13 protein-coding genes are annotated in these 15959 nt (G+C 63.7%); 4 read left to right on the top strand and 9 right to left on the bottom strand.

The window, feature by feature from the left end:
* Positions 1 to 27 precede the first annotated feature (27 nt).
* Positions 28 to 2163, bottom strand: a complete 2136-nt coding sequence (locus HV765_RS22735) for an ATP-dependent helicase (protein ID WP_175171026.1) — start codon at positions 2161 to 2163, stop codon at positions 28 to 30.
* A gap of 236 nt (positions 2164 to 2399) precedes the next feature.
* Positions 2400 to 3416 carry an amino acid ABC transporter substrate-binding protein gene (locus tag HV765_RS22730; protein WP_054427506.1) on the bottom strand — a complete coding sequence of 339 codons (1017 nt, stop codon included), beginning with the start codon at positions 3414 to 3416 and terminating at the stop codon, positions 2400 to 2402.
* A 162-nt stretch (positions 3417 to 3578) separates the two neighbouring features.
* Between HV765_RS22730 and HV765_RS22725 the strand changes: the two genes are divergently transcribed.
* Positions 3579 to 4709: an FUSC family protein gene (locus HV765_RS22725; protein ID WP_175171025.1), complete on the top strand. Its 1131-nt coding sequence runs from the start codon at positions 3579 to 3581 to the stop codon at positions 4707 to 4709.
* Here the strand turns inward: HV765_RS22725 and HV765_RS22720 are convergent.
* Positions 4668 to 5618: a LysR substrate-binding domain-containing protein gene (locus HV765_RS22720; RefSeq protein WP_175171051.1), complete on the bottom strand. Its 951-nt coding sequence runs from the start codon at positions 5616 to 5618 to the stop codon at positions 4668 to 4670. The two genes, HV765_RS22725 and HV765_RS22720, sit on opposite strands and share 42 nt — an antisense overlap.
* A gap of 247 nt (positions 5619 to 5865) precedes the next feature.
* Between HV765_RS22720 and HV765_RS22715 the strand changes: the two genes are divergently transcribed.
* The 3 genes from HV765_RS22715 to HV765_RS22705 all read left to right on the top strand — a co-directional run bounded on the left by HV765_RS22715 (position 5866) and on the right by HV765_RS22705 (position 9089).
* Positions 5866 to 7098, top strand: a complete 1233-nt coding sequence (locus tag HV765_RS22715) for a metal-dependent hydrolase family protein (RefSeq protein ID WP_175171024.1) — start codon at positions 5866 to 5868, stop codon at positions 7096 to 7098.
* Positions 7099 to 7191: 93 nt separating this feature from the next.
* On the top strand, positions 7192 to 8544 hold the full coding sequence (locus HV765_RS22710) for an MFS transporter (RefSeq protein ID WP_175171023.1): 1353 nt from the start codon (positions 7192 to 7194) through the stop codon (positions 8542 to 8544).
* Positions 8544 to 9089 (top strand): GAF domain-containing protein, encoded by a 546-nt coding sequence (locus HV765_RS22705; RefSeq protein WP_175171022.1) that lies wholly within the window; start codon positions 8544 to 8546, stop codon positions 9087 to 9089. The genes HV765_RS22710 and HV765_RS22705 overlap by 1 nt, the downstream gene beginning before the upstream one ends.
* Here HV765_RS22705 and HV765_RS22700 read toward each other — a convergent pair.
* From HV765_RS22700 to HV765_RS22675, 6 genes are read right to left on the bottom strand one after another with little or no spacing between them, the layout of a single operon-like run.
* A complete protein-coding gene (locus tag HV765_RS22700; protein WP_175171021.1) occupies positions 9086 to 10120 on the bottom strand; it encodes an XdhC family protein in 1035 nt (344 codons plus the stop codon). The two genes, HV765_RS22705 and HV765_RS22700, sit on opposite strands and share 4 nt — an antisense overlap.
* A 22-nt stretch (positions 10121 to 10142) precedes the next feature.
* Positions 10143 to 12431: a xanthine dehydrogenase family protein molybdopterin-binding subunit gene (locus HV765_RS22695; RefSeq protein ID WP_175171020.1), complete on the bottom strand. Its 2289-nt coding sequence runs from the start codon at positions 12429 to 12431 to the stop codon at positions 10143 to 10145.
* A gap of 37 nt (positions 12432 to 12468) precedes the next feature.
* A complete protein-coding gene (locus tag HV765_RS22690) occupies positions 12469 to 13155 on the bottom strand; it encodes an isochorismatase family protein (protein ID WP_054427514.1) in 687 nt (228 codons plus the stop codon).
* Complete coding sequence (locus HV765_RS22685) at positions 13152 to 14225, bottom strand: 2,5-dihydroxypyridine 5,6-dioxygenase NicX family protein (RefSeq protein ID WP_175171019.1); 1074 nt, start codon at positions 14223 to 14225, stop codon at positions 13152 to 13154. Before HV765_RS22685 ends, HV765_RS22690 begins: the two co-directional genes overlap by 4 nt.
* 42 nt (positions 14226 to 14267) lie before the next feature.
* Positions 14268 to 15098, bottom strand: coding sequence for an alpha/beta fold hydrolase (locus tag HV765_RS22680; protein ID WP_175171018.1), 831 nt, complete (start codon positions 15096 to 15098; stop codon positions 14268 to 14270).
* On the bottom strand, positions 15095 to 15871 hold the full coding sequence (locus HV765_RS22675) for a maleate cis-trans isomerase family protein (protein WP_054427517.1): 777 nt from the start codon (positions 15869 to 15871) through the stop codon (positions 15095 to 15097). The genes HV765_RS22680 and HV765_RS22675 overlap by 4 nt, the downstream gene beginning before the upstream one ends.
* Positions 15872 to 15959: the final 88 nt, after the last annotated feature.

Here is a 15959-nt window from a genome sequence, read left to right as displayed (position 1 = left end):
CGAAGATCTTACAAAAGATAACAACACCTACTCCACCAACCACTCCCGAAACGCCTCCAGATCCATCCCGCTCGGCACGTACCAGACCTTTCTCGTCTTATCCCACTGCGCGCCCAGCGCCTTCACTACATCCCGATTCGCATACGCGACCCGCAAATCCCGATGGCCCACCGCCTGCACTGGTGCCGCCATGTTCCGGCGCACGGCGGTATCTGCCCGCCTTTGGATTCCCGCCAGCTGCATCTGCCCGATAAACACGCTGCGCTGTGCCGCATCTTCCGTGGACACCAGCGTCAACCGTGCTTTCGTACGCGTCGCGGCGACGTAGAACAGGTTTTCTTCCTCGCTCACTTTCCGCAGCGGGTTCGGGAACTCTCCGGCGTCCATGAACGGCAGGATGACGTGGTCGAATTCCTTGCCTTTGACGTTCGCGATGCAGTCCAGCTGCACCGTGTTCTTTCCGGGCCGGGCGCCCGCGAAGGCTTCGGCGGCGCCGATCCATTCTGAGAATTCGCGCAGCGTTTTGCCGGAGCTTTTTGCGGAAGCGATGAAGCCGGTGACGGACTTGGTGACGACGGAGGCTTCGTACGGATGCACGTACAGACGCGTTGCCAGCTTATCCATGTCCACCAGCTCGCGGACTTTTTCCAGCGCGGCAAAGGCGGGGGAGTCGGCGGAGACTTCACGCAAGTGCGCCACCGCGTCAGAAATCCGGCCGCGCGCCGCCGGGCTGCCGACGCGTTGGATCTGGCCGGTGAAAAAGTGCTTGAGCGCGGACGGCTCCTTGGCCAGCGTGGTTTGGGCCTCGCGCAATTCCTGCGGCGTTAGCGGCACTTCGGCAAAGGTGGTCAGCGCGTCGACGATGGCTTCGCGCGTGGCGGGCGTGGCGACGTGGTGGAAGTCGTCAAGCGCGATGGCGATCATGCCGCGCAGGAACAGGATTTCTTCGCGCAGCAGGTAACTCTTCATCGTCAGGGTGCGGTATTGCACACCGGCGTTCATCAGCGCGTTTTCGATTTCGATGGATTGGTGCGCATCGCGCAGCAGAATGCAGCAGCCGTCCAGCGGTTTACGGTCTTGCTTCCACTGAAGCACGGCGCGCACGACCTCGGCGCCGCACGCGCCCGGGGTCTGCGCGTAGGGGCGTTCGTGTATATCCGTGCGCAACGGCAGGTTTGAATCGACGGGTTTACGTTTGAAGGCTTCCATCGCGTAGGCCAGGTGCGGGCCGTGGCGGTAGGTCATCGTCAGCGGGAAGCTTACGCAGTCGGGGAAGCTGGACGCGATGCGGTGTTGCAGGAACGATTCGTCGGCGCCCAAGTGCGAATAGATCACCTGGTCTTTGTCGCCGACGCCGACGAAGTACGTGATGCCCACGCTTAGCAGCGCTTCGATAATGCAGAACGAGGCCTCGTTGATGTCGTGCAGCTCGTCGCACAAGACCAGCCGGTACGCGGGCAGCACGTCGCGCGCGTCGGCGCCGTTGCGTATCAGGCAGGCCAGGTCGTACGTGGCGTCGAAGAAGCCACGCGCGTCGATGAAGCCGAAGACGTCGATGCGCTGCTTTTCATATTCGATGGCCCACAGAAAATCCGTCAGCGGAATGCCCAGGCTGTTGGCGGTGTATTCGGGGTCGGCGATATTGTCGGGCGACAACATCATCGTGGCTTTCAGTTTCAGCAGATTATCCAGAAACTGGCTGACCGCGGTGTTGTGGGTGCGAATGTCGAGTTCGTCCGCATACTGCGCGTGATTGATGGCGACGTTTTCCAGCGCATACAAGGCATAGCTTTGTTGTTCGCGCGTGGTCGGCAGGCTCTCGGGTTTGCCGTCTTCGATTTTCGACAACACGCGCTGCGCAAATTCTTCAACGGTCAGCACATTGACGCGCCGCGCCGTGTTGTAGGCGATGCCGACTTCCACCAGACGCGTTTGCAGAACCTGCCGGGCTTCGTCCGTGAAGGTCAGCGCCAGAATGTCTTCGGGCGGCAAGCCGCGTGTCAGAGCCTCGCCGACGCGCAGCGCCAAGGTGGTGGTTTTGGCGGCGCCTGCGTTGGCGATGACAAGGCTGGTCCGGCTCCGCGAGGTTTGGATCTTGGTCTGTTCCTCGGTGGGCACGAATCCGGCGGGGAAGAACTGGGCGGAGGGGGAGGTTGTCGTCATCTAGGCGGGGCAGGCGCGAACAGAATGGTCGCAGGAGGTGAACCGCCAGTGTAACGACTCCCGGGCTCTGGTTTTTCCGGGCGATTCTGCTGCGCGGCTTCCGAATCGGTGCCTACGCAGACCCATCCGGCCCAACCCGGCTCGGCATATCCTGCCACCCGCTACCCCAAACGCAAAACGGCCGGCGAGCGCGTTGAGCGTTCGCCGGCCGTTCAGGAGCCGCGTTCTACGCGCGTTTAGCGCACCGGCCACCCATACATCAGCCCGCCATCGCGGTACGACGCGTTCAATCCGCGCGACAGCTTCAACGGGCTGCTGGGGCCCAGGTTCTTCTCAAAGCTCTCACCGTAATTGCCGATGTGCTTGATGATGTTGTAGGCCCACTTATCGTCCACGCCCAGGTTCTTGCCCATGCCCGGCGTCACGCCCAGCAGGCGCTGCACGTTGGGATTCGTGCTTTTGAGCATTTCATCCACGTTCTTCGACGTGATGCCGTATTCCTCGGCTTCCAGCATGGCGAACATCGTCCAGCGCACGACGTTGAACCATTGCTCGTCGCCCTGGCGCACCATCGGGCCCAGCGGTTCCTTCGAGAAGTTCTCGGGAAGAATGTCGTACTGGCCCGGGTTCTCCAAGTTGCTGCGCGCGGCGGCCAGTTGGGATTTGTCGCCAGTGAAGGCATCGCAGCGGCCCACTGCAAACGCGCGGATGATCTCGTCCAGACGCTCGACCACAACGGGCTTGAAGACGATGTTCTGCGAACGGAACCAGTCCGCCAGGTTCAGTTCCGTGGTGGTGCCGGGCTGCACGCAGACGGTTGCGCCGTCCAGTTCCTTGGCGCTTTTCACGTTCAAGGATTTGTTCACCATGATGCCCTGGCTGTCGTAGTAGTTCACGCCGACGCCGATCAGGCCCAAGGTGGTGTCACGCGTGAGCGACAGCGTGGTGTTGCGCGGCAGGACGTCCACTTCGCCGGATTGCAGGGCGGTGAAACGTTGCACGGCGCTGACCGCCATGATCTTGGATTTGGCGGGGTCGCCAAACATGGTGATGGCAAGCGCGCGGCACAGGTCGACGTCCAGGCCGATCCAGCCGCCCTTGCTGTCATTGACCGAGAAGCCAGCCACGCCCGTGGACACGCCGCATTGGACGAAGCCCTTATTCTTGACGCTATCGAAAGTCACGCCGGCGGTGGCCGCCCAGGACGAAAGGAATAATGCGGTGCCTGCCGCGACGTGTTTAAGTGCTTTCATGGTGTCTCCGCGCGTTGAGCGCATGGGTATTCTGTCGGCCGGTGGCCGAGTGCGCGGAATGGTAGCCAGCGGGCCGGGGCGGGAATATCAGGGAATTCCCGTTAAATCCACTGGACGGAATTTGCGGAGGATAATCTTCGCCATGCCGACGAGGGGCCAGGGATGAAACAAGACGACGACAACAGGGATGCACGCGAAAGCCACGGGTTATGGCGGCCGATTGGCTTCGTCAAGGAGCAGGTGCGGGATGCGTGGCGTGAACTGATCCGCGTCAACACCAGCGACCGCCGTTGGGAAATGCCGCTGGCGGCGGCGTTGTCGTCGGGCCTGCCGCTGATGGTGGGCGCGTATTTCGGGCGCATGGATTATGGCTTGATGTCCAGCCTGGGCGGCATGGTGTTCCTGAGCCTGCCCAATTCTTCCTTGCAGCACCGCATGATGATGTTGCTGGCCGCGTCGTTCGGCATGGTGGCCTGCTTTGCGGTGGGCGCGCTGACGCAGTTCTGGCCCACGGCGATGGTTGCCGCGCTGACGATCATCGCCATCCTGGTCAATATGGTGTGCCGCTGCTACCGGCTAGGCCCGCCGGGCAGCTTGTTTTTCATTATGGCGACAGCCATTGCGGCCTACACGCCGGGGCGTATTGACGATGTGCCGATGCGCGTAGGCATGGTGGCGCTGGGGTGTTTGGTTGCCTGCCTGGTGGCGTTTGCCTATTCCCTGCACATGACGCGCGTGGCGCCGCCTCCTGTTGAAACCCCGCTGCCCAAGCCGACTTTTGATTTTGTCGTGTATGACTCCATCATCATCGGGCTGTTCGTAGGAATTTCCTTGCTGGTGGCCGAACTGCTGCAATTGCCGCGGCCCTATTGGGTGCCCGTCAGCTGCCTGGCGATTATCCAGGGGGCCAGCTTGTGGGCGGCCTGGAACCGCCAGCTGCATCGGATTTTTGGTACGGCGCTGGGCTTATGCGTGGCGTGGGCATTATTGAGCCTGCCGCTGAATGTGTGGACGTTGAGCCTGGTGATGATGGCGCTGTCGTTCGGGATAGAAACCTTGGTGGTGCGGCACTACGCCAGCGCGGTGGCGCTGATCACGCCGCTGACGATCTTCCTTGCCGAGGCGCCGCATCTGGGCCAGGGCTATCCGTCGGCGGTGATACAGGCGCGGTTCGTGGATACGGTGATTGGCGCGTTCATTGGCGTGCTAGGCGCGGTGCTTCTGCACAATCAGCGCATCCGGCCGCTGCTGTCACGCTGGATGCGGGCTGTGCTGCCCAAGCGGATCAGCTGATTCACTGGCGTCGCAGTAAGGGCAGTCTGCCGCAGCCGGCCCTGACGCGCCATGCAAACACTCATGCGATAGCCACTGGCTCAGCCGGTCGTAGCTTTCCATATTGCTGCGCCAGTTGGGCGCGCAAAGATAATAGCCAAGCGGGCTTTCAAACGTGCGGTCGAATATGTCCACCAATTGCCCCGTGGCCAATTCCTTTTCGATCAGGCAGTGCGGCATCAGCGCCACGCCAAAGCCTGACGACGCGGCTTGGATAATCATCGAAAACAAATTGAATCCCGGCCCGAAACGCGCGCGGTCATAATCGCCGAGGTAAGTAGAAAACCAGTATTCCCACGACAGCGGAATCTCAATGTGCTGCAACAGCGTGCATTGCTTGATGTCTTCCAGGCTGCTGATGGGATGCTGGTCCAGGTACTCGCGCGAGCACACCAGCCGGGTTTCCCGGCCCGTCAGGTACTTGGCATCACCGTCGTGCCAATCCCCGTAGCCATATTGAATGGACGCATCGAAATCCAGTTCGGTGCTTTTGTAATCCGCCACGCTGTAGCGGACGAAGTTGATGGAGATGTCGGGATTGAATTCGCGAAAGGTCTTCAGGCGGGGGAACAGCCATTGTGCGGCAAACGTGGGCGCGGCCGATACGTTCAGCGATTTGGCCGATTGTTGGGTCGCCATGACCTGCGACGTGGCGCTTTCCAGCGTGTGCAGCGCGGGGCGGATCAGGCTCAGGTAGGTAGCGCCCATGCGGGTCAGCTGCAGGCCGTTGGTGGCGCGAATGAACAGCGCGTGGCCCAGGTAGCTTTCCAGCGTGGCGATGTGCCGGCTGATGGCGCTTTGCGTAACGAACAGCTCTTTGCCCGCCTTGGAGAACGACAGATGGCGCGCCGCTGCGGTGAACGCATTCAATTCAGAGAGGGTGGGGCAGCGGCGTCTCATGGGGCAGTTAAACCATGCGTGAGCGAATACATCGGTCGGCGAATACCGGGGCGGCAATCACCCAGCCGGAAAAGACAGGGTATGAGTATTACTCATAAGGCTGTTCAAATTTGTGTCGATTCCCTAAGGGGAGACCCGGTATCGGACGTTTGGATTGTACCGGTAGAGTTCGCCATGCTGAATTTCCTGCATGTTGAACAGATAGCGTGATTTATTTATGAAGCCGGTTGTTGTTAAGAATTGCAAGATCTTGAATACCCGATCACTGGTCCTCGAAGAGGCAACCAACGTGCTGATCGAGGACGGGATGATCACCCGCATCAGCGCCGACGAATTGACGGCGCCGGATGCGCAGGTGCTGGATGCCAAGGGCATGACCCTGATGCCGGGCATGATCGATTGCCACGTGCACGTGGTGGCGTCGTCGTTCAACCTGGGCCGCGTGGCGTCCTTGCCGAATGCGCTGGCCCTGCTGCGCGCGCTGCCCATCATGCAGGGCATGCTGGACCGCGGCTTCACGTCGGTGCGTGACGCGGGCGGCGCCGACTGGGCGCTGGCGCAAGCCGTGCTGGACGGAACGGTCGATGGGCCGCGCCTGTTCTGCTCGGGCAAGGCCCTGTCGCAGACGGGCGGCCATGGCGACTTCCGCCAGCGCAACGACGAACTCGACCCCTGCCCGTGCTCGGTCAAGATTGGCAACATCGGCCGCGTGGTGGATGGCGTGGACAACTGCCGCCTGGCGGTGCGCGAAGAAATCCTGAAGGGCGCCACCCAGATCAAGGTCATGGCCTCGGGCGGCGTGGCCTCGCCCAATGACCCGATTCAGAACCTGGGCTTCTCGGAAGCCGAGCTGATCGCCATTGTGGAAGAAGCCAGCAACGCCAACACCTATGTGATGGCCCATGCCTACACGCCGCGCGCGATTACGCGCGCCGTGCGCTGCGGCGTTCGCACCATCGAACACGGCAACCTGGTCGACCGCGAGGCCGCGCAGGTGATGAAAGAGCACGGCGCCTACATGGTGCCCACGCTGATCACCTATGAAGGCCTGGCCAATGACGGCGAGCGTTATGGCTTGCCGCTGGACTCGGTGAAGAAGATTGCCACCGTGCGCACGCAAGGGCTGACCGCGCTTGAAATCCTGGACGAAGTCGGCGTGAAGATGGGTTACGGCAGCGACCTGCTGGGCGAAACCCACTACATGCAAGCCGATGAACTGACGCTGCGCGCCCGCGTGCTGGGCAACGCCAAGGTGATTCAGCAGGCGACGCTGATCGGCGCCGAGATCCTGAATCAGGAAGGCCTGCTCGGTGAAGTGTGCGAGGGCGCCCATGCCGACCTGTTGCTGGTGGATGGCAATCCGCTGGATGACATCGCGCTGTTGACCAAGCCCGATTCGCTCAAGCTGATCATGAACCGCGGCTTGCAGCACAAGAACGCGCTGAACTAAGCACTGAACCCAGCCCTGTCGGGCCAGGCACGCGTGCGCTCAATGCCCGCGCGCCCCGCCCGCTTTCACATTTCTACCGGAACTATCGTCATCATGTATTCCGTATCGGACCGCCTAGAGCGGCTGCCGTTCTCCAGCTTTCATTTCCGGCTGCTGATGATCGGCGGCCTGGGCCTCGCTTTTGAAGCGCTGGACGCCGGCATCATTGCCTTCATCATTCCGTCGTTGCGCGTGCAATGGGGGCTTTCCACCGGCCAGATCGGCTGGATCGCCAGCAGCACCTACGTGGGCTTCCTGGTGGGCGCGCTGTTCTCCGGCATTCTGGGCGACCGCTACGGCCGCAAGAAAATCATGATGTGGGCCTTGCTGCTGTTCTGCGTGGCCACCTTTATCAATGCGTTTGCCCGCAACTATCACGAGTTCTACATCTTGCGCATGATCGCGGGCATTGGGATGGGCGCGGAAGGCGCCATCATCGCGCCGTACCTGGCGGAGTTCGTCAGCAGCAAGTATCGCGGCCGCTTCACCGGCGCGCTGGCCGGCTTCTTCTCGTTCGGCTTCGTGATGTCGGCGCTGCTGGGCTACTTCATTGTGCCGTTGAGCGACGATGGCTGGCGCTGGATCATGATCATTGCGTCCGTGCCGGTGGTGTTCCTGCTGTGGTGGCGCAAGTCGTTGTTTGAGTCGCCGCGTTGGCTGGAACACACGGGCCAAACCGCCGAAGCCAACCGCATTTGCTCGGCCATCGAAGCCGAGGTGGAGCAAAAGCTGGGCCGTCCGCTGCCCACGCCCGTGTCCACGCGCAAGGCCAACTCCAAGCCTGCTGCGCAACAGACCGCCATGGCCAAGCTGGCCTCGCTGTTCTCCAAACAGTATCTGGGCACGACCGCGCTGGTGTGGGTGTTCTGGATCACCGTGCTGTTCTGCTACTACGCCTTCCTGGTGTGGATTCCCAGCCTGCTGGTTGAACGCGGCTTCACGATCACCAAGAGCTTCTCGTACACGATCCTGATTTATCTATCGCAGATTCCGGGCTACTTCTCGGCCGCGTACTTCAACGACAAGATCGGCCGCAAGTACACGATTCTGATCTACATGCTGCTGTCGTGCCTGTCGGCATTGGGCTTGGCGCTGGCCAGTGGCGAGCAGCAAATCATCATGCTGAGCATGCTGCTGTCTTTCGGCATGAACGGCGTGATCGCGGGCCAGTACACCTACACCGCCGAAATCTACCCGACCTCTATCCGGGCAACCGGCATGGGCGCGGCGTCGGCCTTTGCGCGGATCGGCTCGATTGCGTCGCCCACCATCGTGGGCGTGGCGTACCCGGTGCTGGGCTTTGCGGGCGTGTTCGCCATGATGACGGCCATTTTGCTGGTGGGCGGCCTGGGCATTCTGTTCTTCGGCAAGAACACGCGTGGCGTGGTGCTTGAGGAGATCAACTGATGACATCCGCATCGGCATTCGAACCGTGGGCCAGGCATGCGCGGGCCTTGGGGCTGGCAAGCAGCCGCGAGGCGCAGTGGAACGTGATCTCTGGCCTGCTTGAGGAAGCCTTCGGGCACAAGCTCTTCACGGCGCTGCTGTATCTGGAGTCGCATCAGCTGATGAAGCGTCTGTACACGTCAGACGAAAGCATCAGCCCGCTGGGCGGTTTCAAGGCCACCGGCAGCGGCCCCTGGTCGCGCCATGTGCTGGAGCAAGGGCGGCTGTATGTGGCCAGCAATGAAGACGATGTGCGCACGGTGTTCTCTGAAGCGCCGATGCTGATTGATCGCGGGTTGCAATCGGCGTTCAACATTCCGGTGCGTCACGAGGGCCGGGTGATCGGGTCGTTGAACATGCTGAGCGGCCGCCATGCCTATGACAAGGCGGATCACGATCTGGCGGCGCTGATCGCTGGCGTGTGCGCGCCGGTCTTCATCGAGGAAATGCTCGCCGCGCAATCGGCCGCCGCCGAGGTGGACCGCTCCAGCCTGGACAGCGTCTAAGGACGTCTAAGGGCGTCTAAGGGTGTCGAAGGGCGTTCCAGGGCAAGCCGTTCCTTGCCCTGGGCCACGCGTTCCCACGTGTCTTGTGCCGCGCCATTCTTCGCGGCCACCACCTCCGCCATGATCGATAACGCGATCTCGGCGGGGGTTTTGCTGCCAATGAAAATGCCGGCCGGGCCGTGCAGCTTGTTCAGCGCGGCCTCATCCAGATCGAAGTACTCGCGCAGCCGCGACCGCCGCTGAAAACTGTTCTTGCGCGAGCCGATTGCGCCGACGTAGAACGCGTCCGATTGCAGCGCATCGATCAGCGCCAGGTCATCAAGCTTCGGATCATGGGTTAGCGCAATGACGGCCGTGCGCCTGTCGGGCCGCAGCCGCAAGATGACGTCGTCGGGCATTTCACGCGTGAACGTCATGCCCGCCTGCGTCCAGTCGTGCGGATGCGCGTCGCGCGGGTCGCAGACGATGATGTCAAAGCCCAGCGTCAGGGCGATCTGGCACAGATAGCGGCTGGTGTCCCCCGCGCCGATCACGATCAGCCGGGCGGTAGGGCCGAAGTGGCTGGTGAAGGTGGTGGCGGCCAAGCTCGGTGCGCGGTCGGGCGGGCCGGCTTGCAGCGTGGCCTGCCCCGACGCCAAATCCAGCGTGCGCGCCACGCAACGCCGCTGGATGCAGGCGTTCAATAGTTCGGGCAACAGGCTTTGCGGGCCGACGCGTTCCATCACCAATTCCACCGTACCGCCGCAGGGGATGCCGAAGCGCCGCGCGTCATCGGCCAGCACGCCATAGCGCAGCACGGCGGGCGGCTGTGGCGCCGCGTCCATTTCCTGCACGCGCGCCGCCAGATCATCTTCGATGCAACCGCCCGACACGGACCCAGCCACCGCGCCTTGCGCGTTCATCGCCATGATCGATCCGGGTGGCCGGGGGGATGAGCCCCACGTTCGCGCCACCGTGAACAGCCACACGGGAATGCCGGCGTGTGCCCATTCGACGGCGTGGCGCAATACCAATAGGTTGATGTCGGTCATGCGTGGGTTTCCCGTCAAACGCTCAGCCCGCCAGCGCGGCGCGCACCGCCTCGGGCGTGAACGGGGCTTCATAGAAGCGTCGCCCGGTCGCATCGAAAAGCGCGTTGGCAATCGCGGCGGGGCCAGGCACCGAAGCCGATTCGCCCGCGCCCATGGGCGGTTCGTCTTGGCGCGGCATCTGCAAGACGTCGATAGCGGGCAGATCCTTGAAGCCAATGATGGGGTAGCCGCCCCATTCGCGGCTGGATACGCCGGCCTGGTCGAAGTCCACTTTTTCAAGCAGGCAGCGGCTGAGCGTTTGCACGACGTTGCCGTGGATTTGATGGCGCACGCCGTCTGGGTTGATCACCATGCCGGTGTCTTGCCCGACGACGATGCGTTGCACGCGGAGGCGGCCGGTGGCGGCGTCGACGCTTAGGTCGATAACCCAGGCGGCCCAGGCCGCGCCAAAGCCGGGAAACTTGCTGTGCACGTAGCGGGCATAGGCCACGCCCCGGCCATGCAGCACGCCGTCGCCATCCGGCTTTCCCCGGCTGCCCGGCGTGCGTGGCTGCCATCCGGCGTGTTTTGCGGTGGCGTCGATCAGTGCAACGGCGCGCGCGTCATCCAGGTTGCGCAAGCGGTAGTCGACCGGGTCGGCGCCTGCCGCTTCGGCCAGTTCGTCGATCATGCAGTCATGCGCGAAGGAATTCGGCAGCGCCGACACGCCGCGCAGCCAGGACGAGCGCACGATGGGCGGCATGTCGTGGCAGACGACGCGGCGGTTCGCGTAACGGTAGGGCGGCGCGGCGGTGCGGTCGCCCATTTCCAACGTGCGCGGTTCGCCCGGTATGGCGCCCGTCAGCAGCAGCGCCAGCAGTGGCGCGTCGTTGGACGGGTAGCGCACGGCGAAGTCATAAGCCAGCAGCTCGCCTTGCGCATCAATGGCCGCGCCCACGTCCATCAATTGCCCGGTGCCTTTGGGCTCCCACTGATGCTCTTGTTCGCGCGTGAGTTGCACGCGCACGGGCGCGCCCACGGCCCGCGACAGCAAGGCCGCGTCGGCGCAGACGTCGTCGGCGCAATTGCGGCCATAACAACCGGCGGCCTCCAGGCGGATCAGCTCAATCTGGCCTTCGCCCAGTTTCAAGAGGCGGTCGAGATCGGTGCGCAGCATGTGCGGGTTCTGCGTGCCGGTCCAGACGGTAAGCCGGCCGTCGCAAAAATCCGCCACGGCGCAAGACGGGCCGATGGATGCATGCATCTGATATGGCCAGACGTAGGTGCGGCGCAGATGCGTGGCGGCTTGGGCACAGACGGCATCCACGTCGCCGTCTTCAATCAAGGGCCGTGCCTTCGACGGATTCGTGCGGATGGCGGCAGCCAGATCGTCCAGTTGCGGCGCGGGCGGAACCGGCTTCCAGCGCACCTTCAGCGTGCGCATCGCGGCAATAGCCTGCTCTTCGCGATCCGCCACCACGCCGATGAAATCGCCTTGCGCCACCACCTGCACGTTGCCGGGCAGATGCGCAACGGAATCCTGGTCTACATCGATCAGGCAATGGCCAATGAAGTCTCCGGCGTCGCGCCCGGGATGCGGCGGACGAATCACGCGGCCATGACGCATGCCCGGCACGCGCACGTCATGCACAAAGCTGAGTTCGCCCGTGGCCTTGGCGGGAATGTCCACGCGCGCCACACCTTGCCCGACGATGCGGTAGTCGCTGGCGGGCTTTAAGCGGACGGGTTGATCGGGCGGGGCCAGTGTCAGCCGAATGTGCTGGCCGGCTAGCAGTTCACCGTAGTCCAACTGGCGCGGGTCATCGTTGCTACGGGGGCGCACCACGCCGTCGCGTACGCGCAGCGCGTCACGCGGCAGGTTCCATCGTTCGGCGGCCAGCTGCATCAAGTGTTCGCGCGCCTGGGCGGCGGCGCGGCGCAGTGGAACGGCCGAGATCTGAATGCTGGCGCTGGCAATGGTTGGCCCTTGATTGGGCGCGGCGTTGGTGTGGCCCAGCACCATGTCCAGCCGCGCCATCGGCACGTCGATTTCTTCAGCGACAATTTGCGCAAGCGACGTGCGGATGCCGGTGCCCAGGTCTACGTGGCCATTGAAGGCCAGCACACGCCAGCCTGCGCCGCCTTCCGACACCCGGCTGCCATCGGCCACCACCGCGACGAAGATCTCGGGGGTGGCCTGAACATAATCCGTCGCGGTGCCGGGTTGCCCCGGCGCCGGCTTGGGCGGCGCGGTGGGCTCGCGCACAACGAGCAAGGCATCGGGGTGAGCGAGCAGCGCGGGGGACAAATGGTGAGGCTGGGGCAGGGGCATTGGGGCAGGTCCAGGCCGGACGATGATTATGCCGGGTTCAGCGAGCCGCCGGCATTAGGGAGTCCACCATGGCGTTAGTCTCTGACAGCGCTTGCTCCCACGGCATGACGGCGGCGTACTTCTGCGCCATGTCGAAGAGGTTGGCGTCATGCGGACCCAGGGCGCGGTCACCGCAGCAGTCGGCTACGACCAGCGGCCGGAAGCCCGCCTGCATGGCGTCCACCACGCTTGCGCGCACGCAGCCGCTGGTGACGCAGCCGGCCACCAGCAAGGTCTGCACGCCGCGCTGCGCAAGCCACGGTGCAAGCATCGTGCCGAAGAAGGCGGACGGCGTGCTTTTGCGCACCACGTATTCGCCGGGCGCGGGGGCCAGCTCAGGCACGATGGCGCTGTTGGGGCTGTGTTCTTTCAGGGCCAGCATGGCGGGCACTTTCAGGCAGAAGATGTTGCTGTCGGCATCGTCGTCAGAGAACACGATGCGGCTGTGCGCGACGGGCCAGCCGCGCGCGCGGGCATGGGCCAGCAGGTGGCGCGTCTGCGCGATGGCTTCGGGGATGTTGCCGCCGCCCAGCACGGCCGGGTCGGCAAAGCCATTGACGAAGTCGACGATCAACAAGCCGAAGGGCGCTTTAAGCGGCAGCGGCGTGCCGAAGCCCTGGCGGGAATAGGCAGAGATGTCGCCGGGCACGGCATCGGCGGGAATCGTTTGGGTGGATGCGTTCATGGGGTGTCCTTGCGGCGGGCGGCGCGCGCCAGTCCGGGTTCGTCTTGCACCACGCCACGAATCACGACGGGCTGGCCGTCGAGTGCGACGCTGCAATGGCGCATCGGGATGTCGATATGGCAGGCGGTATTGCGGCTGCCGCCTGCTTCGTTATTGGGGCCCATGGACCACAGGAAGTTGCCTTCGAAGGCGCGGGCGTCCATGCCGATATGCGCTTCCTTGTTGTAGTGCGCCAGCATTGACCACTGCGCGCGCGGCTGCAAGCCCCAGCCGATGTGCGACACGGCATAGGCTTCCGGGTCGTCGTAGGCCGCCATGTATTCCTTCAGGATGTCGGCCTGCAAGCCGCCGTTGATGCGCGTGACGTAGCCGCTTTCAATGACGAGTTCGATGGGGTCGGTCACGTAGTCTTTCATGGGCAACAGGATGTCGCCGCGGTCCAGCACCACGCGGCCGTTGCTCTGGCCTTCGTTGGGCCACGTCAGCACGAAGCCGCTGGGCCAGTGGTCCCAGCGGCCGGGCTGGTCGACAAAACCATATTCGGAAATGGCCGGGAAGTCGCCCAGCGCGCAGCGCAGGTCGGTGCCGGCGTCTGACGTGATGTGCATCTGCTTGGACGCTTCGATGCGGCGCGCGGCGGCTTGCACACGCGTGCGGTCGGCGTCGGTGGGCACCAGCCGGCACAGCACTTCGGGCGGTTCGATGGCCAGCAGGATCTTGGTGCCGGTCTTCAGGATCTCGTGCTGCTCGGGTGAGAACAGCAGCGTCATCAAGTCCAGAACCAGGTCGCTGGCCGTCAGCGCCGCGATGGCGGCCGGGTTGCCGGTGAGCGGCGTGGTGCCCAGATACGCCAGGGCATCGCGGCTGATGGATTTATCGGCGTTGACGGGCGGCAGGTCCAGGCGGTTGACGCGCGCGCCCATGTCGGTGGCGGCGGCAATCGCGCAGCGCAAGGTTTGCGGATGCGTGTCGGCGCCGGTCAACACGGTGACGATCTGGCCGGCTTCCAAGTGGGACAGCGTTAGCACCTGCTTCCAGGCGTGGATCAAATCGATATCGCTGACGGACATGGCGAATTCCTTAAGGCGGCAAAGTGATTGGTAGAGGGCGCGTCAGTCCACCCGAGCCCCAAGGAAATCGCCGAAGGCGGCGTAGAAGCCGGCTTCGTTGTCCCAGGGGATCATGTGGCCCGCACCGGGCACGCGCACATGCTGCGTCTGCGGCGCCAAGCCCTGCCATTCCGCCACGTCGTCGTCACCGACCACGCCGCCTTTTTCGGCCGTCATCAACAGCAGCGGCACGGTGATGCGGGGCAGGTCGGCGTGGATGTCGTCGCGGCCAAAGTCTTCAAAGCTCTGCACGATGGCGGGCTCATGGCAGGTGTGCAGCCACTGCGCGCGCAACTGGCGTTGGGCCTCGGTCCAGGTCGGGCAAAACGCCTTCATGTCTTCGGCGGTCATGCCGTGGGTGGCTTGCCGGATGGAGTCCACGTACCAGGCCAGATTGGCGGGGTAGGCGCGGCGGCCGGGGCCGGACACGGGCGGGTCAACGATGACCAGACTTGCCAGCCCCTGCGGTTGCTTGCTGGCTGCGCGCACGGCAATGCGGCCGCCCATCGAATGGCCGACGAGCGTGTAGCGTTCCAGCCCCAAGGCTTGCGCGAAAGCGGTGACGTCGGCGGCTTGCGCGTCCAGGCCGTAGTCCAGCCCGGGGCCGGAGGCCGACAGGCCGCGACCGCGCACGTCGAGCACATAGGTGTCGAATTGGCGGCCCAGGTGTTCGGCGACAAAGCCCCAGGTGACGGCGGGGCTGGTGATGCCGGGAATCAGGATGACGGCGGCGCGGCTGGCTCGGTTATCGGCCGTGCCGCCATAGCGCAGATAGTGTTGGCGGATGCCGTTGGCATGTACCTGGCCGCCGTAGAGATAGGTGCTGGGGGTCATTGTGCGCTCCGGGAATAGGGGTACGCGCCCGAGAGCAGGGCGCCGGCGCCCGGCACCACCGGGTCCAGCCCCAATTCCTTCAGGATGGCGTAGGTGGTGGCGATGGACGCGGTGAGCACGGGCTTGCCCGTTTCGGCTTCGACTTGCGACACGGCCGGCAGCGACGGCATTTGCACGCAGGCCGACAGCACGATCACATCGGCATCGGCCACGTTCATGCCCGCGACGATGCCCGGCAGCTTGGCGGGGTCATGGCGGCCCACCTCCAGGTTGTCGGGAATTTCCAGCGCGCGCCAATCCACAATTTCAAAACCCTCGGCGGCGATGTAGTCCATGACCAGTTCGGTCAGCGGCACCATATAGGGCGCGACCAGCGCAATCTTTTTTGCGCCCATGACGTGCAGCGCTTCCACCAGTGCACCGGCGCTGGTGATGACCGGGGCGGATGCGCCATTTTCGGCGGTGCGTTCGGTCAGGCGCTTTTGCGAGACGCGGTGATAGCCGCGCCCCATCGCCATGATGGCGACCAGGCAGGCGTAGCCCAGCACATCGACCCGCGCATCGCTGAGTTCCAGCGCGCAGCGGTCGCTCTCGGCGTCCATGGCGGCCAGCTCTTCCTTCTGCACTTTCTTCATGCGCATGCGGCTGGAGTGGAACGTAAAGCGGTCGGCGGGGCGCAGCGACGAATGCGCCTGCAGCATGGCGGGCACTTCAGTTTCCATCGTCGTGTTCGAGCTGGGGACGATCTGGCCAATTCGGAATGTCTTCGTCATGTAGGAAGCCTTGAAAAAGTGTCGGTCCTAGGGTTTTCGATAAATTCAAAAGAAGCGTATACGCTCTATTCTTGCAAAGAGCGAGACA

It is taken from the genome of Achromobacter kerstersii (assembly GCF_902859595.1).
GTDB classification, from domain to species: Bacteria; Pseudomonadota; Gammaproteobacteria; order Burkholderiales; family Burkholderiaceae_B; genus Achromobacter; species Achromobacter kerstersii.
This window is presented reverse-complemented; position numbering and strand designations above follow the sequence as displayed.